Source organism: Actinospineispora acaciae DSM 45401, from assembly GCF_000620785.1.
GTDB lineage: Bacteria > Actinomycetota > Actinomycetes > Mycobacteriales > Pseudonocardiaceae > Pseudonocardia > Pseudonocardia acaciae.
This window is the reverse complement of record NZ_JIAI01000013.1, coordinates 84532-110381: the sequence shown is the minus strand read 5'-3', so window position 1 is coordinate 110381 and position 25850 is coordinate 84532. Positions and strand designations below refer to the sequence as shown.

Sequence of the window (25850 nt, the reverse complement as noted above, 5' to 3'; positions counted from 1 at the left end):
TGGACGGCAGGTGCTGCCGCATTTCTCGTATTCTTTGAATTCATCTGAGCGGGATGATCAAGTTGCGCTTCATCATTTTCTGAACCATTTCTGACAAAATGTGACATATGTTATTATTGAGGATTCTGTGTGATGAGTGTTCTGCCGGCGGCCGGATGCCGCCCGCCGTCCCGTCGTCTCCGCTGGGTAGCCTGCTGGTGACCCGCGAACGAAGGGGCCGCCGTTGTTAGCCGTTCACGCGCTGTGGTCACGAGGGCGTGAGCTGTTGCTGTGGGCGGAGGACGGCGACCGCCCGGCGCGCAGCCCCAGCTCGGCGTTGCGCTCGGCGCGTCCGCATCCGTTCGCGCTGCCCGCCGACCAGCTGGCCGCCATCCACCCCGGCAAGCCCGGCCTGGCCACCCTGCTGCTGCCCTCGGCCCGGTCCGGACCGCTGGACTCGCCCGAGCTGATCCGGATGTCCGCGCGGCCGGCGCGGCGGGCCGAGCCCACGCTGCTGGCCTGGTCGGTCCCGGTGGTCGCGGTCGACCCCGCCGAGCTGGACGACCCGGTGGACGAGGTCCGCTACGGCACCTCCGTCGTGTACCTGCGCGCGCTCGCGGAGTTCGCCGCCGACCTGGCCGGGCGCGGCCGGGTCGTCCCGGGGGTGCGGACGACGGAGTCCGGGACGCGCGCGGTCTGGCGGCCGGTGCTGGCCGGGCCGGACGCGGTGGCGCTGCACGCCATGATCGCGGCGATGCCGCCGGTGGTGCGGTCCGAGCAGGCTGGCCCGCCGGGGATGGCCGCGCTCACCGGCCTGGACGGGCAGGACCCCACCGGGCTGGTGGAGGACGCGCTGGACGTGCTGGTGGACGCGGCGGTGCGGGACAGGTTCGGGCGGGCGGACGCCCCGGTGCGCTTGGTGCCCGGTCGCTCGGGTGCTGGCGTGGTCGACTCCTGGCTGGCTGCGCTGACCTCGGGTGACGGCGGATTCGATGCCGAGCCCGGCGAGGTCGCCGAGCTGCGTGACGCGCTCGCGCCCTGGGACGAGCTGGACGACGAACCGGCCGGCCCGGCCCGGGCCACCTTCCGGCTGACCGAGGAGCAGCCGCTGGACGACCCGGCGAACCCGGACCCGGACGCCCCGGACACCGTCTGGCGGCTGGAGTTCCTGTTGCGGTCGGTGGCCGACCCGAGCCTGCTGGTCCCGGCCGACCAGGTGTGGCGCGAGCCGGGCGGGCTGAGCCGCTGGATCGAACGGCCGCAGGAGGTGCTGCTCGCCGAGCTGGCCAGGGCCAGCGTGGTGTACCCCGAGCTGGCCGGCGCGCTGCGCGGCGCCCGCCCCAGCGAACTGGTGCTGGACACCGAGGGCGCCTATCGGTTCCTGTCCGGCGCGGCCGCCCGGCTGGACCAGGCCGGGTTCGGCGTGCTGCTGCCGTCCTGGTGGGGGTCGACGGGGCGGCTCGGGCTGGCGGTGTCGGCGACCAGCACCCCGGTGGACGGCGTGGTGACCGCCAGCGGGCTCAACCGCGAGGCGCTCGGCCGGTTCGACTGGCGGCTGGCGGTCGGCGACGAGGTGCTCACCGAGGACGAGATCGCCGAGCTGGTCGCGACCAAGGCGCCGTTGGTGCGGCTGCGCGGCAAGTGGGTGGCCGTCGACCCGGAGCGGCTGCGGCGCGGGCTGGAGTTCCTGCGCACGGCGCCGTCCGGGGCGGCCACCGCGGGCGAGCTGCTCGCCATCGCCACCAACCAGGCCGACCACGAGACGCCGCTGCCGATCACCTCGCTGGACGTGGACGGCTGGCTGGGCGAGCTGCTCTCCGGCACCGCCGAGCGGAGCGTCACGGCGGTGGACCCGCCCGAGGACTTCCGGGCCGCGTTGCGTCCGTACCAGCGGCGCGGGCTGTCCTGGCTGGCGTTCCTGTCCTCGCTCGGGCTGGGGGCGTGCCTGGCCGACGACATGGGGTTGGGCAAGACCGTGCAGTTGCTCGCGCTGGAGGCGCGGGAGCGAGGGCTGACAAAATCCGCGACTCACCCTGACGAAATCCCCGACTCGCGGGCGGTTACGAGCGCGGACGCGCGCCTTGGGGACACCCACGCGAGCTTGCTGGTGTGCCCGGTCTCGTTGGTGGGGAACTGGGTGCGGGAGGCGGCGAAGTTTGCGCCTTCGTTGCGGGTGTATGCGCATCACGGTGGTTCGCGGGCGCATGGGGACGAGCTGCGGGAGCGGGTTGCGGGGGCGGATCTGGTTGTCACCACGTATGGGACGGTGACCAGGGACGTTGACGAGCTCGGCGGGTACTCGTGGCGGCGGGTGGTGTTGGACGAGGCGCAGTTGGTGAAGAACAGCTTGTCGCAGGCGGCGAAGGCGGTGCGGCGGCTGCGGGCCGAGCACCGGATCGCGCTGACCGGCACGCCGATGGAGAACCGGCTGTCCGAGCTGTGGTCGGTGATGGACTTCTTGAACCCGGGCGTGCTGGGGACCAGCGAGAAGTTTCGGCATCGGTACGCGGTGCCGGTGGAGCGCCACGGCGACACCGAGGCGGCCCAGCGGCTGCGCCTGATCACCCGGCCGTACCTGCTGCGCCGGCTCAAGACCGACAAGGACATCATCCAGGACCTGCCGGAGAAGATCGAGATCATCCAGGACTACCGGCTGACCAGCGAGCAGGCCTCGCTGTACCGGACGGTCGTGGACGACATGATGGAGAAGATCGAGGGCGCGGACGGGATCGAGCGGCGCGGCAACGTGCTGGCCGCGATGGCCAAGCTCAAGCAGGTCTGCAACCACCCGGCGCAGCTGCTGCACGACGGCTCGCCGATCGGGCGGCGCTCCGGGAAGGTGATCCGGCTGGAGGAGGTGCTGGACGAGATCCTGGCCGAGGGCGACAAGGTGCTGTGCTTCACCCAGTTCACCGAGTTCGCCGAGATGCTGGTGCCGCACCTGTCCGCCCGGTTCGACACCGAGGTGCTCTACCTGCACGGCGGCACCTCCCGCGCGCGGCGCGACGAGATGGTCCAGCGCTTCCAGGCCGACGGCGGGCCGTCGATCTTCCTGCTGTCGCTCAAGGCCGGCGGCACCGGGCTCACCCTGACCGCCGCGAACCACGTGATCCACCTGGACAGGTGGTGGAACCCGGCGGTGGAGAACCAGGCCACCGACCGGGCGTTCCGGATCGGGCAGCGGCGCAACGTGCAGGTCCGCAAGTTCGTCTGCGCCGGCACCCTGGAGGAGCGGATCGACCAGATGATCGAGAGCAAGAAGGAGCTCGCCGAGCTGGTGATCAGCGACGGCGAGGGCTGGCTCACCGAGCTGTCCACCCGCGAGCTGCGCGAGCTGTTCGAGCTGGGAGCGGAAGCCGTAGATGACTGAGCCCTGGTGGCGCGACCGCCAGCCCGCCCGGCCGAGGCCGGTGGAGGGCGGGATCAAGGCGCGCAGCAAGCGCGGGGAGATCGCGCAGACCTGGTGGTCGGCCCGGTTCCTGCAGGGGTTGGAGTCGATCGGCGTTGGCGGGCGGCTCAGTAGGGGTCGGTCCTACGCGCGCGCCGGCCAGGTGATCTCGCTGACCGCCTCCCCGGGGTCCGTGCAGGCCCAGGTCCAGGGCAGCCGCCCCCGCCCGTACCAGGTCAGGGTCGGGATCACCACGTTCGGCAAGCTGGAGTGGGGGCGCGTCGAGCAGGCCATGGCGGACAGCGCGTGGTACGCGGCGAAGCTGCTGGCCGGGGAGATGCCGACGGACATCGAGGAGGTGTTCAGCTCGGTCGACCTCGCGCTGTTCCCGGCCAGCCCGCGCGAGCTGAGCATGGACTGCAGCTGCCCGGACCACGAGGTGCCGTGCAAGCACCTGGCCGCCGTGCTCTACCTGCTCGCCGAGTCCTTCGACGCCGACCCGTTCGCCGTGCTCGCCCTGCGCGGCCGCGACCGGGACACGCTGCTGGACAACATCCGCGCCCGCCGAGGCGACAGCGCACCGGGCGCCGAGCCGCAACCGTCCCCGGACGCCGGCGCGCCCCCGCTGTCCGACTGCCTGGACAGGTACTTCCGGCTGTCCGGAGACCTGCCGCCGCTGGTCGGAACGGCCGCCCCGGTGGACGCCCTGCTCGACCAGCTGCCCCCGGTCGGCGTCACCGTGCGCGGCCGCCCGCTGGCCGAGCTGCTCCGCCCGGCCTACCGTGCCCTCGACGACGCCCTCGACGACCGTTGAGCTACCAACCCCAGTACCTGCGGTGCACGCTCTCCAGCCAGCCGTCGATCGCCCGCTGGTCGGGACGGTCGGGCAGCGGCGAGGACTCCATCAGCGCCTCGATCTCCCGCTCCAGCTCCTCGGCGCGCGCCAGCGCCTCGTCCTTGGTGTGCTCGCCCCGGCGCAGCGCCCGCAGCCACGTGAGGTCCGGCTCGGGCGTGGGCAGCGTGATCGAGCCGGTCCGGAGCAGCTCGACGCCCTGCAGGCCCAGCCGGACCATGTGCATGGCGAACTTCGTGTCGAAACCGTAGCGGGCGCGGATGTCGGCCCGGCCCTGGTTGCGGGAGCCGCCGGAGCGCAGGCCGAGCAGCCCCTGGCGCTGGGAGTGCAGGTAGCCCCGGAACCGGGCGCCGGCGTACCTGGAGACGAACAGGCCGGCGCGCTCGCGCAGCTCGCGGCCGAAGTCGTTGGCGTAGCAGACGTGCTGCTCGCCGACGAACAGCGGCAGCAGCACCGTCGGGTTGCCGCGCGCGGCCAGGCGGGCGAACTTGCGCAGCCCGTACACCACCAGGTCCAGGTCACCCGGACCGGAGCAGACGCCCTCGGGCTGGGTCCGGAACGTGTAGTGCTCGAACCGGTGCGAGCCGATGACCGTGTGCGGCGGCTCGACGCAGATGCCCATCTCGTCGCGGTCGTCCTGCCCGTCGATGGCCGTCCCGTGCACGCCCGAGCCGACCAGGACGCGCAGCATCATGCCGTCGTCCGCGATCCGCTGGGCCGGGCTGTCGGGCATCAGCGTCACCATCGGGCCCAGCCGCTCGGAACGCACGTCCTCGGAAACCGTCATGACACCCCCACCTCGCCTCCGGCGAAAGGGTGTCAGGGTTCGCCGGCGGCCGCAGTCGCTTTACGTGCCCGGGGTGAGCAGGCGGCGCAGCGAGCGGAGCGGGACGGGCAGCCAGCTCGGGCGGTTGCGGGTCTCGTAGACGGTCTCGTAGACGGCCTTGTCCAGCTCCAGCGCGCGCAGCAGCAGGGCCGACTCGCGGGGGTCGGAGCCGGTCGTGTCGGCGTAGCCGTCGCAGAACGCGTTCCGGTTGCGGCCGGCCCACTCCTCGGCCCGCCAGGCCAGTTGGCCCTCCGGCTCGGCGTCCTCCGACGGGTACGCCCACTCGCCCCACTCGGAGAGCTGGTGGTAGGCGGCGTAGTCGAACGAGCGGAGCATTCCGGCCACGTCCCGCAGCGCCGGGTTGGGCTTGCGGCGCTCGGTCAGCGGCCGCTCCGGCTCGCCCTCGAAGTCGATCAGCAGCCACCCGGTGGGCGTGCGCAGCGTCTGGCCGAGGTGCAGGTCGCCGTGGATCCGCTGCGCGGGCACCGGCTCGGGCAGCCTGCCGACCTCGTCGAACGCCGCGCGCAGCGGACCGGTCAGCTCGGCAAGCTCGGCGACCTCGGCCAGCGCCACGTCCAGCTGGGCGTGCATGTCCGCGCGCAGCGACTCCGGCGTCACCGTGGTGACGCCGAGTACGCCGGCCAGCTCGGCGTGCAGTATCGCCACGGTCTGGCCCAGCCGGAACGCCTCGCCGGAGAAGTCGCCGCCCACCTCGTCGGCGCGCAGGTCGGCCTCGGCGAACAGGTCCCGGATGCTGATCAACGCCATCGACCAGCCGTCGGCGGAGTTCGCCGCGTAGTCCTGCAGCAGCCCGAACACCGTCGGCTCGCCGCGCAGCGTGCCCTCGATGGCCGCGCGCAGCCCGGCCACCTCTTTGCTGTCCCGCTCGCGCAGCGCGCGGTGCAGCTCCAGGTCCGGGTTGATGCCGGGGGCGAGCCGGCGGAACAGCTTGAGCAGCACCTCGTCGCCGTACGCCACCGAGGTGTTGCTCTGTTCCACCCCGAGCACCCGGCCGGACAGCCCGGTGGGGATCTCCGCGCCCGGCTCGGGCACGAACCGCAGCCAGTCCCTGCCGTCGCCGGCGGCCAGCGCGTCCAGCAGCCCGGAGGACAGCTCCGGGTCCCAGATGCCGTCGTAGGCCACCTGCCCGTCCACCGCGCCGATCGCCACGTGCTCCAGCTCGACCGGCAGCCGCCCCCGCCGCCCGACCAGCACCTGGTAGTACTCCGTGCCACCACCGTCCAGCTCGACCGCCAGCACCATCAGGTCCGCGCCCGGCTCCCCGGTGCGCAGGGTGACCGACTGCGCCACGGTCAGCCCGGCGATCGAGCGGCCCTTCCCGGCGAACCATCGTTGCCGGGGCAACCAGGTATTCAGATGGTCGAGCAGGTTGGTCATCTGGCCTCCTCCGGGGCGTGGATGGAAAACCAGTAGAAGCCGTGGCCGGGCAGGGTGAGCAGGTACGGCAGCTCGCCGATCGGCGGGAACGGCACGCCGCCGGTCAGCTCGTGCAGCGAGCAGCCCTTCCACAGCGACAGGTCCAGCTCCACCGGCTGCGGGAACCGGCTCATGTTGTTCACGCACAGCACGGTGTCGGTATGCCCGTGCTCGGCGCCGCCAATCTCGCGCACGTAGGACAGCACCGCCGGGTTGGAGCCGCCCAGCTCGTGGAACTCGCCCAGCCCGAACGCGGCGTGGCGCTTGCGCACGTCGATCATCCGCCGGGTCCAGTGCAGCAGCGAGGTGGAGGAGTTGATCTGCGCCTCCACGTTCACCGTCTGGTAGCCGTACAGCGGGTCCATGATCACCGGCAGGTACAGTCGCCCGGGGTCGCAGCTGGAGAAGCCGGCGTTGCGGTCCGGGGTCCACTGCATGGGGCTACGCACCGCGTCCCGATCCCCGAGCCAGATGTTGTCGCCCATGCCGATCTCGTCACCGTAGTACAAAACGGGTGACCCGGGCAGCGAAAGCAGCAACGCGGTGAACAGTTCGAGCTGGTTGCGGTCGTTGTCCAGCAGCGGGGCCAGCCGGCGGCGGATGCCGATGTTGGCCTTCATCCTCGGGTCCTTGGCGTACTCCGAGTACATGTAGTCGCGCTCTTCGTCGGTGACCATCTCCAGGGTCAGCTCGTCGTGGTTGCGCAGGAAGATGCCCCACTGGCAGCCCGACGGGATGGCCGGCGTCTGGGCCAGGATCTCCGAGATCGGGAACCGGTTCTCCCTGCGCACGGCCATGAAGATGCGCGGCATCAGCGGGAAGTGGAACGCCATGTGGCACTCGTCGCCGCCCACCTCGGCGTCGCCGAAGTACTCCACCACGTCGGTGGGCCACTGGTTGGCCTCGGCGAGCATGACCCGGCCCGGGTACTCGTCGTCCATCACCTTGCGGCAGCGCTGCAGGAAGGCGTGGCTCTCCGGCAGGTTCTCGCAGTTGGTGTCGTCGCGCTCGTACAGGTAGGGCACCGCGTCCAGCCGGAACCCGTCGATGCCCAGGTCCAGCCAGAACCGCAGCACGTCCAGCATGGCCTCCTGGACGGCCGGGTTGTCGTAGTTCAGGTCCGGCTGGTGGGTGAAGAACCGGTGCCAGTAGAACTGCCCGCGCACCGGGTCGTAGGTCCAGTTGGACGTCTCGGTGTCCACGAAGATGATCCGCACGTCCGGGTAGCGCGAGTCGTCGTCGGACCACACATAGAAGTCACCGTAGAAGCCGTCCGGATCCCGCCGCGACTCCTCGAACCAGGGGTGCTGGTCGGACGTGTGGTTCATCACCAGATCGGTGATCACCCGAATTCCCCGTTTGTGCGCCTCGTCCAGGAACACGACGAAGTCCTCGACCGTTCCGAACTCGGGCAGCACCGCCCGGAAGTCGCGGATGTCGTACCCGCCGTCGCGCAGCGGTGAGTCGTAGAACGGGGGCAACCACAGGCAGTCCACGCCCAGCCAGGACAGGTAGTCCAGCTTCTCGGTGAGCCCGCGCAGGTCGCCGGTGCCGTCCCGGCTGGAGTCGTAGAAGGCTCTGACCAGCACTTCGTAGAACACCGCGCGCTTGAACCAGTCAGGCTCCAGCGGCAGCGGTCGGGCATGCCGATAGTCCTCCGCGCTGGGCTCGGTCAGCTCGCCTAGGTCTGGGGCGGGGGGATCGGTCCGGTGCGTGTCGATCGACATGAGTGCGCGCGATTCCTAGTGGTAGCGGGGTCTCGTTATGGAACTGGTGCAAGTGGTACCGGCCCCGCCGAGGTTGCGTCAAAGCGGGGTGGCGGATCTCGCGCCGGCCGCCCTCTAGAGTGTCTCCTTCCGGCGCGGAATCAGAGGGTCGATGCGGGATTCGAGCAGACAGCGCGAGATGGCGGCGGAGCAGCGCCACGTGGACCGGGTCTACGCCCGGCTCGCCGAGCTGCGCAAGGAGGCGCTGGAGCTGCGCTCGGCCGGCTACCGGCGGGGCCAGGAACGGCACCCCGGCGCGCTGTTCGAGCGGGACGTGATGGTCTACCAGGCCAGCCGGATGCTGCGCGAGCTGGAGACCGAGCACGAGGGGCTGGTGTTCGGCCGGCTGGACAAGACCGACGGGGCCGCCCAGTACGTGGGCCGCCTCGGCGTGCGCGACCCCGACTTCGAGCCGCTGGTGATCGACTGGCGGGCGCCGGCGGCGGCCGCGTTCTACCGGGCCACCCCCGAGGCGCCCATGGACGTGGTCCGCAGGCGGACCATCCGAGGGTTCGGCCAGCGGGTCACCGACATCTCCGACGACCTGTTGATGCCCGACGCCGCGCCGGAGGACATGCCGGTGGTCGGCGAGGGCTCGCTGATGGCCGACCTGTCTCGGGCGCGCGGGCCGGTCATGCGCGACATCGTGGCCACCATCCAGCGCGAGCAGGACGAGGCTGTGCGTGCCCCGGCCGGCGGGATCACCGAGATCACCGGTGGTCCGGGTACCGGCAAGACGGCGGTGGCGCTGCACCGGGCGGCGTACCTGCTCTACTCCGACCGCCGCCGGCTCTCCGGCGGGGTCCTGGTGATCGGGCCGTCGCCGGTGTTCATGGAGTACATCTCGCGGGTGCTGCCGTCGCTGGGCGAGGACGCGGTGGAGCTGCGCGCGCTGGGCGAGGTGCTGGACGGGGCGAGCGCGACCCGGATGGACCCGCCCGCGCTGGCCGAGCTGAAGGGCTCCGGACGGATGCGCCGGCTGCTCAAGGCCGCGCTGGGGCTCGACCCGCCGGGCGCCCCGACCGAGCTGCGGCTGGTCTACCGGGGGCAGGTGCTGCGGCTGTCCTCCTCCGAGCTGTCCTCGGTACGGCGCGCGGTGCACAAGGGGCGGCTGGCGCCGAACCGGGCTCGGCGGGAGGCCGGCGCGGCGTTGTTGGACGCGCTGTGGCGCTCGGCGACTGACTTGGGGTTCGCGCGCGATGCGCTGGTCTCCGAGCTGCGCGACCGGTCGGAGTTCGACGCGTTCCTGGACGAGTGGTGGCCGGTGCTCGCGCCGACCGACGTGCTGTCCTGGCTGGGCGACCCGGAGAAGTTGGCGTCGGTGGCCGGGCGGTGGTTGTCATCGGGTCAGGTGGACGAGTTGGCGGGGTCGTGGCGCCGGGCTCCGGACGCCGAGGAGCCGGACTGGTCGGTGGCGGACGTGGCGCTGCTGGACGAGCTGCGGGTGCTGGCCGGCGAGCCGGGGCAGAAGAACCGCCGGGGCAAGGAGTTCTTCTACGGCCACCTCATCGTGGACGAGGCCCAGGACCTCTCGCCGATGCAGTGGCGCATGCTCGGGCGCCGGGGCCAGTACGCGAGCTGGACGATCGTCGGCGATCCGGTGCAGAGCTCGTGGCCGCACTCCGACGAGGCCGCCCAGGCGCGCGAGTCCGCGCTGGGCCGGGTCAAGGCGCGCCGTTCGTTCCAGCTCACCACGAACTACCGCAACTCGGCGGAGATCTTCGAGCTGGCCGCCTCGGTGGTCCGCGACGAGGTGTCCGCCGCCGAGCTGCCCAAGCCGGTCCGTTCCACGGGCTTCTCGCCGTCGGTGCGCTCGGTGACCCCGTCGTCGTTGCGCCCGGAGGCCGTGGCGGCGGTGTCCGAGCTGCTCGCCGAGGTGGAGGGCACCGTCGGGGTGATCACCACGATGTCCCGGTCGGACGAGGTGTCCGGCTGGCTGGCGGCCGAGGCGGAGGAGGCGGGGGAGCGGCTGCGGGTCGCCGGCAGCCTGGCCGCCAAGGGCCTGGAGTACGACGCCGTGCTGTTGGTCGAGCCGTCCGAGCTGATCGCGGAGTCGTCCACCGGCCGGCGGGCGCTGTACGTGGCGCTGACCAGGGCCACCCAGCGGTTGACGGTCCTGACCAGCACGGACGGCTGGCGTTCGCCCTAAAGGCCGGTCGGGGCGCCGGTGGCGCGGCCGTGCAGCACCAGCGCCCAGGCCAGTGACACGAACGCGGCGACGTCGAGCACGGTGCGCACCAGGTTCCAGGCGCGCCACTTGGCCTCGTCGAACGCGGCGCGAACGGCGGCCAGGTCGGGGATGTGGTTCGGGTCGCCGGCGGCCTTGAGCGCGTCGTTCATCGGCACGTTGATCGAAATGGTCAGCACGACCACCACCAGGTGCAGGACCAGCGCGAGGACGATCCACCACAGCGCCGGCGTCCGCGCGTTCAGGATCGCCGCGATGGTCCCGAACACCAGCGCCCCGATGAAGCTGAAGCCGATGAACCAGCCGTTCAGGATCGCCGTGTCGAGCTGTTGGAAGGCGGTGACGAAGGTGCGGTCGTCGGTGCGCCCGAGCCCTCTCATGATCGTGTGTGACCAGTCCGCGAACACGCCGGCGCCCAGCGCCATCGAGACCGTTGCGACCAGCAATGACAGCGTGCGCAGTGTGCTCATCGTGGAGCTCCTTGGGTGAGGTGATCAACACCGGCAGAGGGTTGTTCACGCTCCTGGCGCGAGGGCGGGCCGAAGGCTCGTCCGAGTGCCTGGATCAGGCGGTGTGATCGCCGGAGGCGATTCGTGAACAACCCTCTGAGCAACACCCACAGTCTCGGGCTCCGGCCGTCGCGAAGTGAATCTTCGGGCGGCTCAGGCACATACGCGATGCTCTTCTAGGTAGCGATCCGTTCGACGGCGGCGAGCAGGCGCTCGACGTCCGAGGAGTCGGTGTAGGGCGCCATGCCGACCCGCACCGCGCCGGCGTCGCCGAGCCCGATCCAGCGGGACGGTTCCAGCGCGTAGAAGCTGCCCGCCGGGGCGTTCACGCCTTCTTGCGCGAGCGCGCGCGCCACGCCGGCCGAGTCGTGGGCGGCGATGGAGAACAGCAGCGTCGGGGTCCGCTCGCGCGCGTGCCCGTACAGCGTGACGGCGTCCATGGCGGCGAGTGCCTTCTCGGTGACGTCGCGGAGCTCGTTCTCGTGCTCCTCCACGGCGGTCAGGCTGGTCACGAGCTTCTCGCGGCGGCCGCGCGCGTCGCCGGGGGCGAGCTCGGAGAGGAAGTCCACCGCGGCGGTGGTGCCGGCCATCAGCTCGTAGGGCAGCGTGCCCAGCTCGAACCGCTCCGGGACGACGTCGGTGGACGGCAGCAGCTTGTCCGGGCGCAGCTGGTCCAGCGTGGCCGGGGCGGCGGCCAGCACCCCGCAGTGCGGGCCGAGGAACTTGTACGGCGAGCAGGCGTAGAAGTCCGCCGTGATCGCGGTGACGTCGATGGGGGCGTGGGCGGTCAGGTGCACGCCGTCGACGTAGAGCAGCGCGCCGGCGTTGTGGACGGCGTCCGCGATCGCGCGCAGGTCGGGCCGGGTGCCGAGCAGGTTGGACGCGCCGGTCACCGCGACCAGCTTGGTCCGCTTCGACAGCGCGCGTTCGACGTCGGCCACGCTCAGCTCGCTGGTGTCCCTGTCGAACTCCGCCCACCTGACGGTCGCGCCCGCGGCGGCGGCCGCCTGGACCCACGGCCGCACGTTGGCGTCGTGGTCGAGCCGGCTGACCACCACCTCGTCGCCCGCCGACCAGCCCTTGGCCAGCGCGCGGGAGAAGTCGTAGGTCAGCTGCGTCATGCTCCGCCCGAACACGATCCCGCCCGCGTCGGCGCCGAGCAGGTCGGCCATGGCCGCGCGGGCGTCGCGCACGATGCCGTCGGCCCGGCGCTCGGACACCGTGTTCTGCCCCCGGTTGGAGATCCCGGACGTCAACGTCCGCGCCACCGCTTCACCCACCGCGTCCGGCACCTGCGAGCCCCCGGGCCCGTCGAAGTGCGCGGCCCCCTCGGCCAGTGCCGGGAACCGCGTGCGAACCGCCGCAACGTCATACCCCATGGCCTCTGCGTACCACGGGCTCGTGCCGTCCGCTGGGTTACGGCTGTGAGCTGGGGAAACGGCATCCTCGCCGTGACTTGTCTGTTAGCTCACGAGGTCTTGACCGGGCGGTCAGTCAGGCATAGCTTCGGTGGTGTCAGTTCTGGTTCTCGTGCTCACGGGGAGGCATCGGTTATGAAGACTTGGACGCGGTGGCAGGACTGGGTAGTCGGGGTGGCGGGCCTGTACGCCGTGCTGTCCCCGATCTGGACCATGACCGGTCGCACCGCCGCACTCACGTTGATCGTGTTCGGTGTGTTGCTGGTGCTCGCGTCGTTGTGGTCGCTGGCCCAGCCCGGCGCGGTGAGCTCGGAGTACGTACACGCCGGGCTCGGTGTGTTGCTGTTCATCTCGCCATGGGTGCTCGGCTTCTTCGGCACGCACCTGGCGGCGTCCTGGACCGCATGGGTGGTCGGCGCGATCGCCGTGGTCCTCGGGCTGCTGGCGGTGCCGGAGAGCACCAAGGCACACCAGGCGGCGGTTGGCCACTGACCAACCCGTCGGACGAGTTCAACCGGCGCCCGGAGGCGGTAGCGTCTCCGGGCGTCGCCGCGCGCGGTGAGCCGTCTCGCGCGCGGGCGGAATGAGGGAGGCGACATGGCGGACAGCGCGCTGGCCCCTGGCGAGGCCACCCGGGAACGCATCCTGGACGCCGCCGAGGAGCTGTTCGCCCATCACGGCTTCGACGCCACCCCGACCGCGCGCGTGGCCAAGGCCGCGAAGGTGCCCAAGGGCCTGCTCTTCTACCACTTCGCGCGCAAGATCGACCTGCTCACCGCCCTGTTCGCGGAGCGGATGCCGCCGGCCGTGCCGCACGACCCCGCCGAGGTCGTGGTGCCCGGCGACGTGGCCGGCTCACTGCTGCGGCTGGCAGAGCGGATCACCGCGTCCCAGCAGCGGTCCACCCTGGTCCGCACCATCCTCTGGCGCGAGGCCGACACCCACCCCGAGGTGGCCCGCTGCATGCACAACTTCCACTCCGAGCTCGTCGAGTTCGCCACCCAGGTGATCACCCTGGCCGCCCCCGACCTCGCCGACCAGGAAAGCCGCCACGCCGCCGCCCTGGCCTGGACAGGCACCGTCACCCTGGCCCTCAACACCGCCCGCCTCGGCGGCACCGAACACGACCTCCCCCTCGTCGCCACCCTCCTGGCCACCGGTTTGCGCAGGTCAGCACCCGTGAGTGGTTAGGGCCGCTCTAGCGGCCCTAACCACTCACGGGGTGTGAACAGCGAAAATGTGACAGACGGCGCGCCAGGGTTCGAGGCGGACGAAGTTGGACTGGCCCCAGGTGTAGCCCTCGCCGGTCACCTCGTCGTGCACGCCGAACGTGTCGCCCCAGTTCAGGCCGAGGGCGGGCAGGTCGAGCCAGACGGTGCCCTGGCGGGCGGCGCCGGGGTCCAGGGTGACCACGCAGATCACCGTGTCCCCGGTGACCGGGTCGATCTTGGAGTACGCCAGCAGCGCGTCGTCGTCCACGTAGTGGAAGTGCAGCTCGCGCAGCTGCTGCAGGGCCGGGTGCGCGGCGCGGATCTCGTTGAGCCGGGTGATCCAGGGGGCCAGCGAGTTGCCGGTGTGCAGCGCGGCGTCGAAGTCGCGCGGGCGCAGCTGGTACTTCTCCGAGTCCAGGTACTCCTCGCTGCCCGGGCGGACGGCCTGGTGCTCGAACAGCTCGTAGCCCGAGTACATCCCCCAGGACGGGGAGAGGGTGGCGGCCAGCGCGGCGCGCAGCGCGAACATGCCGCGGCCGCCGTGCTGCAGCGAGGCGTGCAGGATGTCGGGCGTGTTCACGAACAGGTTGGGCCGGCACTCGTCGGCCCGGCCGGCGTGCTCGGCGGCGAACTCGACCAGCTCGTCCTTGCCGGTGCGCCAGGTGAAGTACGTGTACGACTGGGTGAAGCCCAGCTTCGCCAGCCCGTAGAGCCGTGCCGGCCGGGTGAACGCCTCGGACAGGAAGATCACGTCCGGGTAGTCAGACTTGATCTTCCAGATCAGCCAGTGCCAGAAGTTCGGCGGCTTGGTGTGCGGGTTGTCCACCCGGAAGATCCGCACGCCGTGCTCGATCCAGTGCGTGCAGACCCGCAGCACCTCCGCGTACAGGCCGTCCGGGTCCTCGTCGAAGTTGACCGGGTAGATGTCCTGGTACTTCTTCGGCGGGTTCTCCGCGTAGGCGATCGAGCCGTCCGGGCGCTTGACGAACCACTCCGGGTGCGCGCTCACCCACGGGTGGTCGGGCGCGCACTGCAGGGCCAGGTCCAGCGCGACCTCCATGCCCAGCTCGTGGGCGCGGCGCACGAAGTCGTCGAACTCGTCGAGGTCGCCCAGCTCCGGGTGGATGGCGTCGTGGCCGCCCTCCTTGGAGCCGATCGCCCACGGCGAGCCCACCACGCCCGGTTCCGGCCGAGGGTTCCCGCCGGGGAACGCGGGCGTGTTCGGGCCCTTGCGGTTGACCTCGCCGATCGGGTGGATCGGCGGCAGGTACACCACGTCGAAGCCCATCGACGCGATCCGGTCGAGGTCCTTGGACGCGGTGACGAACGTGCCGTGCACCGCGCGGCCGGTCTCGTCACGCCCGCCGGTGGACCGGGGGAACATCTCGTACCAGGAGCCGTACAGCGCGCGCCGGCGGTCGACCCAGACCTGGTGCACCCGCCCCCGGGTGAGCAGGTCGCGCACCGGCCGCTCGGTCATGATCGTGTCCACCGGTTCGGACAGCGCGGGCGCGAGCCGTTCCGGGAGGCTGCGCACGGCGTCGCGCAGCGCGGTGGCGGCGCCGAACAGCAGGTCGCGGTTGAGCCGCTCGCCGGGGCGGCGGGCCACCCGCTCGACCAGCAGCGCGCCGGTCTCGAAGTCGTTGGCCAGCTCGTCGGGCCGCTGCCCGGCGTCCACCTTGGCGCGGATGTTGTGCTTCCAGGTGCTCCACGGGTCGCCCCAGGCGTCCACCCGGAACGTCCACAGCCCGGGGGAGTCCGCCACCACCCGCGCCGCCCACCTGTCGATGCCGATGCCGACCGGGTCCATCCGCACCTGCCGGCCGGGTCCGCTCGCGCCGAGCTTGCGCCACACCACGGTGGCCGCGACCGCGTCGTGCCCCTCCCGCCACACGGTGGCCCGGATCGGGATGCTCTCGCCGACGACGGCCTTGCTCGGAAGACGGCCGCCGCCGACCGCCGGGGTCACCTCGTCGATCCCGAGCCGTCCGCTCACGGCGCACCACATCCCCAGCTTGCTTCGATTCAGCACCCCCGGCCTGACAGGTTAGAAGTATCCACCAGGGAGGGCTTTGACTCATCACCTCCCGACCCGGTTCGTTCGGTGAGCGGTCTCCTAAGCTGATCTTTTTCGCCCAGTGCACGGCTGGACCGATCCCGCAATCGATTCACGTACGCTGTCGCGGCGTGAGAGCACTACGCCGGTTCACGGTCCGAGCCCAACTGCCCGAGCCGCTCGCGCCGCTGCAGGAGCTGGCCGCGAACCTTCGCTGGAGTTGGCACCCGCCGACCCAGGACCTGTTCGCCGCCATCGACCCGACGGCGTGGGACCGCGCGTCCGAGGATCCGGTGCGGCTGCTCGGCGAGGTGCCCACCCACCGGCTGGACGAGCTGGCCGCCGACGCCGAGCTGGTGGAGCGGGTGCGGACCCAGGCCGCCGACCTGCACGCCTACCTGACCGAGCCGCGCTGGTACCAGCGCCAGCAGGGCAACGAGGCGGAGCTGCCGGCGGCGATCGCGTACTTCTCCATGGAGTTCGGCGTCAGCGAGGTGCTGCCGAACTACTCCGGCGGGCTGGGTGTGCTCGCCGGCGACCACCTCAAGGCCGCGTCCGACCTCGGCGTGCCGCTGATCGGCGTCGGGCTGCTCTACCGGTCCGGGTACTTCCGGCAGTCGCTGTCGCTGGACGGCTGGCAGCAGGAGCACTACCCCGCGCTGGACCCGCAGGGGCTGCCGTTGCGGCTGCTCACCGGGGCGGACGGGGCTCCGGTGCTGGTCACCGTGGGTATGCCGGCCGGGCGCACGCTGTACGCCCGGGTCTGGCAGGCGGTGGTCGGGCGGGTGCCGCTGCTGTTGCTGGACTCGGACATCGAGGAGAACGAGCCCGACCTTCGGGGGATCACCGACCGGCTGTACGGCGGTGACCAGGATCATCGGATCCGCCAGGAGATCCTGGTCGGGGTTGGCGGGGTACGGGCGGTGCGGGCCTACTGCGAACTGACCGGGCATCCCTCGCCCGAGGTGTTCCACACCAACGAGGGGCACGCCGGCTTCCTGGGCCTGGAGCGGATCCGCGAGCTGGTCGCCGGGTCCGGGCTGGACTTCGACGAGGCGGTCGCGGCGGTGCGTGCCGGCACCGTGTTCACCACGCACACGCCGGTGCCGGCCGGCATCGACCGGTTCCCGGTGGACCTGGTGCGGTACTACTTCGGCCCCGGTGAGGACGGCGGCGAGTCGCTGCTGACGGACGTGCCGCTGGACCGGGTGCTCGCGTTGGGTGCGGAGGACAACCCGGGGATGTTCAACATGGCGCACATGGGGCTGCGGCTGGCCCAGCGCGCGAACGGGGTGTCCCGGCTGCACGGGCAGGTGTCCCGGGAGATGTTCGGCGGGCTGTGGGGTGGGTTCGACACCGACGAGGTGCCGATCGGTTCGGTCACGAACGGTGTTCATGGGCACACCTGGGCGTCGCGCGAGGTCACTGAGCTGCTCGGGGAGCCGGGGTTGGAGGGGACGGACGCGCGGCCTCAGCGCGACCCGCACCGGTACGGAAGCGAGCCCGTGGGGAGCGCTGATCAAGCCCCGCCGGCGAGTGAGGCGAGAACACTGGCCGAGGTGTCCGACCTGGAGCTGTGGCGGCTGCGCGGCGAGCTGCGCGGGCGGCTGGTGGACGAGGTGCGCCGGCGGGTGCGGGCGGCCTGGCTGGAGCGCGGTGCCTCGGCCCCGGAGCTGGGCTGGACGGACTCGGTGTTCGACCCGGACGTGCTCACCATCGGGTTCGCCCGGCGGGTGCCCACGTACAAGCGGCTGACCCTGATGCTGCGCGACCCGGGCCGGCTGCGGTCTTTACTGCTCGACCCCGAGCACCCGGTGCAGTTGGTGGTGGCCGGCAAGTCGCACCCGGCCGACGACGGCGGCAAGGCGCTGATCCAGCAGATCGTGCGGTTCGCCGACGACCCCGAGGTCCGGCACCGGATCGTGTTCCTTCCCGACTACGACATGTCGATGGCCCGCTACCTGTACTGGGGCTGCGACGTGTGGCTGAACAACCCACTGCGGCCGCTGGAGGCGTGCGGCACGTCCGGGATGAAGGCGGTATTGAACGGCGGGCTGAACCTGTCGGTGCGCGACGGCTGGTGGGACGAGCTGTACGACGGCCGCAACGGGTGGGCGATCCCGACCGCCGACGGCGTCAGCGACCCGAGCCGCCGCGACGACCTGGAGGCGGCCGCGCTGTACGAGCTGCTCGGCACCCAGGTGGCGCCGACGTTCTACCGCCGCGACGCCGACGGGGTGCCCACCGGCTGGGTGGAGCTGGTCCGGCACACCCTGGCCACGCTGCGCCCGCAGGTGCAGGCCACCCGGATGGTCAGCGAGTACGTGCTCGACTGGTACCGGCCGGCGGCCCGCGCGGCGGCCGAGGTCAGCGGGGGTGACTACGCGGGCGCCCGCCGGCTGGCCGAGTACCGGCGCCGGCTCAACGGCTCCTGGCCCCGGGTACGGATCACCGGGGTGGACGCCTCCGGGGTGCCGGACAGCCCGGTGGTCGGCGCGCCGCTGACGGTGCGCGCCTCGGTCGAGCTGGCTGGTTTGAAGCCCGACGACGTGACGGTGCAGGCGGTGGTCGGCCGGGTGGACGACACCGACGAGCTGGACGACCCGGTGACCGCCCCGATGGCGCACGTCGGCGGCGTCGAGGCCGACGGCGTCCGGTTCGAGGCGGTCGTCCCGCTGCCGCACGCCGGGCTGATCGGCTACACCGTCCGGGTGCTGCCCCGCCACGAGCTGCTCAGCTCGGCCGCCGAGCTGGGAAAGATCGTGGTGGCCGGCTGACGCCGCGACGTCAAACCGGCCGGGTCGGCTCCGACTCCTTCGTGAGTGAGACCGGGAGGAGAACGAGCATGGCGATCGTCACCGCGGACCTGATGGTGTCGCTGGACGGGTTCATGGCGGGTACGGACGTGAGCGTGTCCAAGCCCGGTGGTGAGGGCGCGGACGCGCTGCACGAGTGGATCGCGAGCCTGGCCAGTTGGCGGGAGCGGCAGGGGCTCTCCGGCGGCTCGCGGGACCGGGACTCCGAGGTCATCGGCGACTGGTTCGACGCCACCGGCGCGGTGGTGATGGGCCGGATGATGTACGACACCGGCGAGGCACACTGGGGCGAGGACCCGCCGTTCCGCACGCCGGTGTTCGTGCTCACCCACCGGCCCCGGCCGACGCTGGTCAAGCAGGGTGGCACCAGCTTCACGTTCGTCACAGAGGACATCCGGGACGCGGTGGAGCGGGCGCGGGCGGTGGCCGGCGACGGGAACGTCGACATCGCCGGCGGCGCGGACACCGTCCAGCAGGCGCTGCGGGCCGGTGTGGTGGACCAGTTGCGGCTGCACGTGCTGCCGGTGCTGATCGGCGCCGGGCTGCGGCTGTTCGACAACCTCGGCGCCGACCGGCCTCGGCTGGAGCAGGTCGGGGTGGCGGAGGGCGCCGGCGCTGCCCACCTGACGTATCGGGTGGTCAGGCCCTGACCGGCAGCTCGGCGAGCCCGCGCAGGGTCATCAGCGGGCGGCGGCGCGCCGGGCCGGCCGGCCGCAGGTCGGGCATCCGCTGCGCCAGCGCGCGGAACACGACCTCGCCCTCCAGACGGGACAGCGGGGCGCCGAGGCAGTAGTGCGCGCCGCCGCCGAACGCCAGGTGGCTCGCCTCCGGGGTGCGCCGGATGTCGAAGCGGTCGGGTCGGAGTACACGCTCGGGTCCCTGTTCGCGGCGCCGAGCAGGATGTACACGCTGTCGCCTCGGGCGATCCGGCGCCCGCCCAGCTCGACGTCCTCGCGGGCGAACCGCAGGGTGGCCTGGACCGGCGAGTCGTAGCGCAGGATCTCCTCGACCGCGGCGCCGGCCAGCTCGGGGTCGTCCCGCAACGCGCGCCACTGCTCGGGGTTGCGCAGCAGCGCGAGCACGCCGTTTCCGATCAGGTTCACCGTCGTCTCGAAGCCGGCGATCAGCAGGATCCGGCTGAGCGACAGCAGCTCGCGCGGGGTGAGCCGGCCGGCTCTCAGGTCGGCGGCGAGGCGGCCGACCAGGTGCCGGTCGTCTGGCGCGGACGCGCGCGCCATGCCGGCGAACAGCTCCTCGATGTCGCGGGTGGCCCTCGCCAGCCGGCGCGCGTGCCGGGGCGACCGGACGCCGTCCAGCGACGACCCGACGACCCGGCCGTAGCGCTGGAACCGCGCGGCGTCGGCGTCCGGGATGCCGAGCAGCCTGGTGATCACCGCGATCGGCAGCGGGCCGGCGATGGTCGTCATCAGGTCGAACCGGCCGGGGGTTGCGTCCAGGAGCTGGGCGGTCAGCCGCTCGATCTCCAGCCGGTACTCGGCCATCATCCGGGGGCTGAACGCGGGCGCGGCGAGCTTGCGCAGCCGGCCGTGGTCCGGCGGGTCGATCTCCAGGATCGAGAAGTGGTGCTCCGCGCCGGACGCGTAGCCCAGCTCGCTCGCGGCGCCCGGGTCGTACGGGGTGTTGCGGACGCCGAAGCGGCGGTCCCTGAGCACGCCGTTGGCCAGCTCGTGCCCGGTGACGACCCAGTCGCCGGAGCGGCTGCGCGTGACCGGTCCGTCCGCGCGGAGCCTGGCGTGGAGCGGGTACGGATCCATCCGGCCGGCCCGCAGCAGGAGCTGGTTGAACGGGTCGTCGTACAACCGCCCGTACACCCACGTGGTGCCGAGCTGGCGCGCCGCCTGGAGCATGTTCATGGTTCGTAACTATACCGACTAGTCGGTGCAGTTTGCTTCTAAACGTTATCCGTGACACGTCCCGCCGGGATGCGGGAACAACCTGGGGGGCCTGGCGCGATGTCCCTCGGTGCTCTCTCTCGACCGCCTCTCCGAGTCCGCGCGCCGCGCGTGGTCCGCGTGCTTCCGTCGCGGCCGCACCCCCGGCCTGCGCACCGCCAAGACGACCCTCGCGGCGGTGCTCTCGTTCGTCGTCGCGGACCTGCTGCACACCACCGACCAGCCGATCCTGGCGCCGCTGACCGCGCTGCTGGTCGTCCAGCTGACCCTGTACGGCACGTTCGCGCACGGCCTGGACCGCATCGCCAGCGTGGTGACCGGCGTGCTCGTCGCCGTCGGGGTGGCCAGCCTTACCGGGCTGACCTGGTGGAGCCTCGGCCTGGTGGTCGGCGTCTCGCTGGTGGTCGGGCGGGTGATGCGGCTCGGCCCGCACCTGCTGGAGGTGCCGATCAGCGCGATGCTGGTGCTCGCGGCGGCCGGGATCGGCAGCTCGTCGAGCATGCTCGGCGCGTTCGGCGCGGAGACCGCCGCCGTCGGCCGGGTGGTGGAGACGCTCATCGGCGCGGCGATCGGCATCATCGTCAACGTCGTGATCGCTCCGCCGCTCTACATCCAGCCCGCCGACGACGCGATCGGCGAGCTGGTCGGCAAGCTCGAGGCGTACGCCCGGGAGTTCGCGGTTGCGCTGCGCGGAGACTGGACGCGGGCGGAGGCGTCGCGGTTCCTGCAGCGGGCACGTGATCTGGGCGCCGAGGTGCGCCGTGCTGACCTGCAACTGGCCCGTACGGAGGAGAGCGCCCGGCTCAACCCGCGTGGCCGGGCGGCTCGGGAGGCTCAGCCTCGATTGCGGACCGCTCTTACGGGGCTGGAGCATTGCTACGTTTCGCTGCGCAACCTGAGTCGGGCGGTGTTGGATCGGACGTACTTCGTGCCTGAAAGTGATCTGGGCGGTGCGTACAGTCCGGAGGCCAGGCTCGCGTTGGCCGAGGTCGTGGATGCGTTTGCGGATACGATGTCTACTGTGGACACTTCGGCGGCGGAGTTGTCCAGGTCGCTGGTGGCCGAGCGGCTTATCGAGCTGCGGGCGCGTCGTGATCGGCTGGCCGGGCTGTTGTTCGTCGATCCGGCCGTGGATGCCGCGGCGTGGGAACAGCATGGTGCGCTGCTGGCGGCGGTGGATCGGCTCCGGGTGGAGGTGGAGGCCACCGTTCGCCCGGCCGATGGGGTGTGGCGGCCGGAGCCCGTGGGCGCTGGCGTGTGGCGGGTCTTCGACCGTATCGGGCAGCGGAGTTCGTGATCCCGGGTTCTTTGTCAGCGGGCGTTTCGGCGGGTGGCCAGGGTGCTGGCGGCGGCGATGATCACGCCTATTGCGAAGATCAGCGTTCCCATGACGTTCACCTGGGGCGGGATGCCGAGGCGGGTGGCGCCCCAGATCCAGAGTGGGAACGTCTGGGTGGAGCCGGCGGTGAAGTTCGTGATGATGAAGTCGTCGATGGACAGCGCGAACGCGAGCACCGCGCCGGCCAGGATGCCCGGCAGCAGCATCGGCACGGTGACCAGCCGGAACGTCGCCGCCGGGGTGGCGCCCAGGTCGCGCGCGGCCTCCTCCAGGGACGGGTCCAGCGTGACCGTCCGGGCACGTACGGTGATCGCCACGAAGGACACCGAGAACATCACGTGCGCGATCAGGATGGTCAGGTAGCCGCGGGGGATGCCCAGGTTGAGGTACATGGACAGCAGCGAGGCGCCCATCACCACCTCCGGCGCGGAGATGGCCGCGAACATCACCAGGTCGGTCAGGCCCGCGCCCCGGAACCGGTAGCGGCCCAGCGCATAGCCGATCAGCGAGCCCAGCGCGCCGGCGATCACGGCGGTCAGGGTGGCAATCGTCAGGGAGTTGACCAGCGCGACCGTCAGGTCCGGGATGGCGAACAGGTCTCGGTACCAGCGCAGCGTGAAGCCCTGCCAGGTGTTGTTGAACTTGCCCTGGGTGTCGTTGAAGCCGAACACGATCATGCCGGCGACCGGCAGGAACAGCCAGGCCAGCACCAGCAGCGTCCATGCACGAAGCGCCCGGCCGGACGTTCGCTTACCCCGTCGCGGGTTGGCGGGGAGGGCGTCGGGCTCGGCCGTCTCCGTCGTCACGGTCGTCATCTCGCCGCCGCCTCCATCACGTCCTGGGTCCCGAGCGCCCGCGCGTAGGAGAAGATGCCGGCCAGCAGCAGGGCCATCAGCGCGAACGACAGCGCCGCCGCGACCGGATAGTTGCTGGCCACGAAGTACTGGTTCTGGATCACGTTGCCGACCATGGTGTTCGAGGTGCCGCCGAGCAGCTGGGCGTTGACGTAGTCCGAGCTGGCGGGCACGAACGTCATAATCACCCCGGCGAACACACCGGGTAGTGACAGCGGCAGGACCACGTGCGTGAACGCGGCGGCCCGGTGCGCGTACAGGTCGTTGGCGGCCTCGACCAGCCGTACGTCCACCCGTTCCAGGGCCACGTAGATGGGCAGCACCATGAACGGCAACCAGTTGTACGTCAGCCCGAGCACCACCGCCGGCGCGGTGGCTAGCACGTGGAACTGGTCGGGCACCAGGCCGATGGCCTTCAGCGCGCCCAGGATCACGCCGTTGTCCGCCAGCAGGAAGCTCCACGAGGTGGTGCGCAGCACGAACGAGACGAAGAACGGCAGCAGCATCAGCAGCAGGTAGAGCGACTTGCGGGTACCGCCGTGGAAGGCGATCCAGTACGCCACCGGGTAGCCGATCACGATGGTCAGCGCGGTGGCCGCGAGCCCGTAGCCGAGGGACCGGAGGAACTGGCCGTAGTAGAACCCGAACCCGTCGACGTAGTTGGACAGCTCGAACGTCGGCCGGAAGCCGGTGACCACGTCACCGCTCTGCAGCGACATCGAGAGCATGAACACGGCGGGGACCACGAAGAACACGGCCATCCACAGCCCGCCGGGCAGGATCAGCAGGTACGGGGTCAGTGCCCCGCGCACGGTCTTCATCAGCCCTCCGAGATCGGCTCGAACAGGCCCTGGAACAGGCGGTCCTGCACCGGGGTGCGGTCGCCGAACGGGTGCAGCCGCGCGTACTCCGCCTCGGTGGGGAACAGCAGCGGGCTCTCGGCCAGCGTGGTCAGGGTGTCCTTCTCCTCGCCGGTGGCTCCTTCGGCGTGCGCGGCGATCAGGTCGTGCACGGCGGGCACCGGGCTGATGTAGTTGATGATCTCGGTGAGCTGGGCGGCCACCGGCGGGGCGTAGAAGTTGTCCATCAGCGTCATCGCGTCCAGCGGGTTCTCGGCGCCGCGCGGGATCGTCATGTTGTCCGTCCAGAGGGTGCCGCCCTCCTCCGGGATGACGAACTCCAGGCCGGTGTTCTCCGAGATGTTCTGTTGGAAGACGTCGCCGGACCAGGCCATGGTGAGCCAGATGTCGCCGCCGGCGAGCGGCTTGACGTAGTTCTGGTTGTAGTAGGCCCGCACCAGGCCGGCGTCGCGCTGCTCGCGCAGCACCTTGGCGGCGCGGCGCCAGTCGTCCGGGGTGGACTTCTCCGGCGCGACGCCGATGCGCATCAGGCCGAAGTTGGCCATCTCGTCGCTGTCGGCGAACATGCCGACCCGGCCGGCGAACGCGGGGTCCCAGAGGTCCGCGATGCTGGTGATCTTGCGTTTGACGTACTTCGGGTTGTAAGCGATCCCGGTGATCCCGGCCGTGTACGGGATGCTGTAGATGTTGCCGGGGTCGAACGTCGAATGCCGGTACTGCTCGCCGGCGTTGGCGGTGAAGTTCGGCAGCCGCGAGCGGTCCAGCGGCACGAAGTAGCCCAGCGCCCGCAGCTTGGTGAACGTCACGCCGCTGGAGATCATGATCAGGTCGTAGCCGATGGACTGGCCGGCGGCGAGCTGCGGCTGGATCTTGCCGAACCAGGACGGCATGTCGTTGATCGGCTCGGAGTAGTTCACGGTGATCCCGGTGCGGGCGGTGAACTCCTTGAGCGGGGTGCGGTCGGCGTCCATGTACAGCGGCCAGTTGGCGAAGTTCGCGGTGCCGTGCTGGCGCTGCGACGCCCAGAACTCGCGGGCCTGCGCCTCGGTCATCGGCTCCTGGCGCTGGCTCTGCACCCCGCACGCGGCCAGCGCCGCCGACGCCGCGACCCCGCCGGCCGCCGTGGCGCCGAGCCGCAGCGCCGCGCGCCTGTCGAACCGCCGCCGGGTCACCCCGCGCAGCAGCGCCCGGTTCGTGGCTGGGCGGTTCATGACCGGGTGCCGCTCAGCGGGTACGAGTGCTCCGAGCGCCAGGCCAGCCAGACCTGCTCGCCCCGGCATGCCACGTTCGTCGCGTCGTGCGCGTTCTGCACGTACACCGCGACGTCGCAGCCCAGCGAGGTCCGCACGGTGTAGTGGGTGGCGGACCCGAGGTAGGTCACGTCGGTGACCTCGCCGCGCAGCCGGCAGTCCAGCTCGTGTTCGGACGGCTCGGTCGGTTCGTCGATCGAGAGCCGGACCTTCTCCGGGCGGACGGTCAGGTCGAGCTGTTCGCCAGTGCGGGCCTGAGCGGCGTGGACCAGGATGCGTTGCCGCTCGCCGGGCCGCAGCACGGCCAGCGTGCCCTCGACCCGGTCGACGGGCGCGGACAGCAGGTTCGAGGTGCCGATGAACCCGGCGACGAACCGCGACGCCGGCCGCTCGTACACCTCGGCCGGGGCGCCGAGCTGCTCGATGACCCCGGCGTTCATCACGGCGATCCGGTCCGACATGGTCAGCGCCTCGCCCTGGTCGTGGGTCACGTAGACGAACGTGATCCCGACCTCGCGCTGGATGCGCTTGAGCTCGGTCTGCATGGACTGGCGCAGCTTGAGGTCCAGCGCGCCCAGCGGTTCGTCCAGCAGCAGCGCGCGCGGGCGGTTGACCAGCGCGCGGGCCAGCGCCACCCGCTGCTGCTGGCCGCCGGAGAGCTGGCCCGGGCGGCGCTTGCGCTCCCCGGTGAGCTGCACCAGCTCCAGCATCGCCTCCACCCGGCCCGTGACCTCCGAGGCGGGCACCCGGCGGCGGCGCAGCCCGAACGCGATGTTGTCGTACACCGACATGTGCGGGAACAGCGCGTAGCTCTGGAACACCATGTTCACGTCCCGGCGGTGCGGCGGGACCGCGGTGACGTCCTCGCCGTGCAGCCGCACCGTGCCCCGGCTGGGCCGCTCGAAACCGGCGACCATCCGCATCGTGGTGGTCTTGCCGCAGCCGGACGGGCCGAGCAGGGAGAAGAACTCGCCCTCGGCGATCTCCAGGTCGAGATCGTGCACGGCGGTCACGTCGCCGTGCCTCGATTCGTACGTCTTGGCCACCCCGTCCAGGCAGATCGCCGGTGGCGGGTTCGGCTGCGCGGCCGAGGGCGCCTCCGCCGCGTGAGAGGCCGGTGAGGTCTCGGTACTCATGACGGACCGCCTTTCGGGTCGGCGACGTTGCCGGTGTGGCGGGAGTGGCGC

At 71.5% G+C, this 25850-nt stretch carries 19 protein-coding genes; 8 read left to right on the top strand and 11 right to left on the bottom strand.

Features of this window, described 5'->3' with window-relative positions; translation table 11 throughout:
• The first annotated feature begins 223 nt into the window (after positions 1 to 223).
• Positions 224 to 3349: a DEAD/DEAH box helicase gene (locus N912_RS0138460; RefSeq protein ID WP_028926605.1), complete on the top strand. Its 3126-nt coding sequence runs from the start codon at positions 224 to 226 to the stop codon at positions 3347 to 3349.
• Positions 3342 to 4181 (top strand): SWIM zinc finger family protein, encoded by an 840-nt coding sequence (locus N912_RS0138455; protein WP_028926604.1) that lies wholly within the window; start codon positions 3342 to 3344, stop codon positions 4179 to 4181. Before N912_RS0138460 ends, N912_RS0138455 begins: the two co-directional genes overlap by 8 nt.
• A 1-nt stretch (position 4182) precedes the next feature.
• Here N912_RS0138455 and N912_RS0138450 read toward each other — a convergent pair whose 3' ends face one another.
• Genes N912_RS0138450 through treS form a run of 3 tightly spaced genes read right to left on the bottom strand, consistent with a single transcriptional unit; the run spans position 4183 to position 8210 of the window.
• On the bottom strand, positions 4183 to 5007 hold the full coding sequence (locus N912_RS0138450; RefSeq protein WP_245645728.1) for a nucleotidyltransferase domain-containing protein: 825 nt from the start codon (positions 5005 to 5007) through the stop codon (positions 4183 to 4185).
• Positions 5008 to 5067: 60 nt separating this feature from the next.
• Positions 5068 to 6444, bottom strand: coding sequence for a maltokinase N-terminal cap-like domain-containing protein (locus N912_RS0138445; protein WP_028926602.1), 1377 nt, complete (start codon positions 6442 to 6444; stop codon positions 5068 to 5070).
• Positions 6441 to 8210, bottom strand: coding sequence for a maltose alpha-D-glucosyltransferase (gene treS / locus N912_RS0138440; protein WP_028926601.1), 1770 nt, complete (start codon positions 8208 to 8210; stop codon positions 6441 to 6443). Before treS ends, N912_RS0138445 begins: the two co-directional genes overlap by 4 nt.
• Positions 8211 to 8361: 151 nt before the next feature.
• On the opposite strand from treS, the gene N912_RS0138435 reads away from it, so the two are divergent.
• Positions 8362 to 10398, top strand: coding sequence for a HelD family protein (locus tag N912_RS0138435; RefSeq protein ID WP_028926600.1), 2037 nt, complete (start codon positions 8362 to 8364; stop codon positions 10396 to 10398).
• On the opposite strand, the gene N912_RS0138430 is transcribed toward N912_RS0138435, so the two are convergent.
• Entirely contained in the window at positions 10395 to 10907 is a 513-nt protein-coding gene (locus N912_RS0138430) for an anthrone oxygenase family protein (protein ID WP_028926599.1), read from the bottom strand. The genes N912_RS0138435 and N912_RS0138430 overlap by 4 nt on opposite strands.
• Positions 10908 to 11122: 215 nt before the next feature.
• Positions 11123 to 12325 carry a cysteine desulfurase-like protein gene (locus N912_RS0138425; RefSeq protein WP_028926598.1) on the bottom strand — a complete coding sequence of 401 codons (1203 nt, stop codon included), beginning with the start codon at positions 12323 to 12325 and terminating at the stop codon, positions 11123 to 11125.
• Between the two features lie 174 nt (positions 12326 to 12499).
• Between N912_RS0138425 and N912_RS0138420 the strand changes: the two genes are divergently transcribed.
• Both N912_RS0138420 and N912_RS64090 read left to right on the top strand, forming a co-directional pair.
• Positions 12500 to 12856 (top strand): SPW repeat domain-containing protein, encoded by a 357-nt coding sequence (locus tag N912_RS0138420; protein WP_028926597.1) that lies wholly within the window; start codon positions 12500 to 12502, stop codon positions 12854 to 12856.
• A 105-nt stretch (positions 12857 to 12961) separates the two neighbouring features.
• Positions 12962 to 13555 carry a TetR/AcrR family transcriptional regulator gene (locus N912_RS64090; protein WP_028926596.1) on the top strand — a complete coding sequence of 198 codons (594 nt, stop codon included), beginning with the start codon at positions 12962 to 12964 and terminating at the stop codon, positions 13553 to 13555.
• A gap of 24 nt (positions 13556 to 13579) precedes the next feature.
• Here the strand turns inward: N912_RS64090 and N912_RS0138410 are convergent, their stop codons facing one another.
• A complete protein-coding gene (locus N912_RS0138410) occupies positions 13580 to 15571 on the bottom strand; it encodes a maltotransferase domain-containing protein (protein WP_028926595.1) in 1992 nt (663 codons plus the stop codon).
• 191 nt (positions 15572 to 15762) lie between these two features.
• Between N912_RS0138410 and glgP the strand changes: the two genes are divergently transcribed.
• Both glgP and N912_RS0138400 read left to right on the top strand, forming a co-directional pair.
• Positions 15763 to 18408: an alpha-glucan family phosphorylase gene (gene glgP / locus N912_RS0138405; protein ID WP_028926594.1), complete on the top strand. Its 2646-nt coding sequence runs from the start codon at positions 15763 to 15765 to the stop codon at positions 18406 to 18408.
• A 68-nt stretch (positions 18409 to 18476) separates the two neighbouring features.
• Entirely contained in the window at positions 18477 to 19097 is a 621-nt protein-coding gene (locus tag N912_RS0138400) for a dihydrofolate reductase family protein (protein ID WP_028926593.1), read from the top strand.
• A gap of 30 nt (positions 19098 to 19127) precedes the next feature.
• Here N912_RS0138400 and N912_RS57335 read toward each other — a convergent pair whose 3' ends face one another.
• Positions 19128 to 20321 (bottom strand): cytochrome P450, encoded by a 1194-nt coding sequence (locus N912_RS57335; RefSeq protein WP_051581397.1) that lies wholly within the window; start codon positions 20319 to 20321, stop codon positions 19128 to 19130.
• A 109-nt stretch (positions 20322 to 20430) separates the two neighbouring features.
• On the opposite strand from N912_RS57335, the gene N912_RS57330 reads away from it, so the two are divergent.
• Positions 20431 to 21657 (top strand): FUSC family protein, encoded by a 1227-nt coding sequence (locus N912_RS57330; protein ID WP_051581396.1) that lies wholly within the window; start codon positions 20431 to 20433, stop codon positions 21655 to 21657.
• A gap of 14 nt (positions 21658 to 21671) precedes the next feature.
• On the opposite strand, the gene N912_RS0138385 is transcribed toward N912_RS57330, so the two are convergent.
• From N912_RS0138385 to N912_RS0138370, 4 genes are read right to left on the bottom strand one after another with little or no spacing between them, the layout of a single operon-like run.
• Positions 21672 to 22514 (bottom strand): ABC transporter permease, encoded by an 843-nt coding sequence (locus tag N912_RS0138385; RefSeq protein WP_028926592.1) that lies wholly within the window; start codon positions 22512 to 22514, stop codon positions 21672 to 21674.
• The gene (locus N912_RS0138380; protein ID WP_028926591.1) at positions 22511 to 23374 is read right to left on the bottom strand and encodes an ABC transporter permease; all 864 of its coding nucleotides are present in this window, start codon (positions 23372 to 23374) and stop codon (positions 22511 to 22513) included. The genes N912_RS0138385 and N912_RS0138380 overlap by 4 nt, the downstream gene beginning before the upstream one ends.
• On the bottom strand, positions 23374 to 24624 hold the full coding sequence (locus tag N912_RS0138375; RefSeq protein ID WP_028926590.1) for a polyamine ABC transporter substrate-binding protein: 1251 nt from the start codon (positions 24622 to 24624) through the stop codon (positions 23374 to 23376). The genes N912_RS0138380 and N912_RS0138375 overlap by 1 nt, the downstream gene beginning before the upstream one ends.
• Positions 24621 to 25799 (bottom strand): ABC transporter ATP-binding protein, encoded by a 1179-nt coding sequence (locus N912_RS0138370; protein WP_028926589.1) that lies wholly within the window; start codon positions 25797 to 25799, stop codon positions 24621 to 24623. The genes N912_RS0138375 and N912_RS0138370 overlap by 4 nt, the downstream gene beginning before the upstream one ends.
• Between the last annotated feature and the right edge of the window lie 51 nt (positions 25800 to 25850).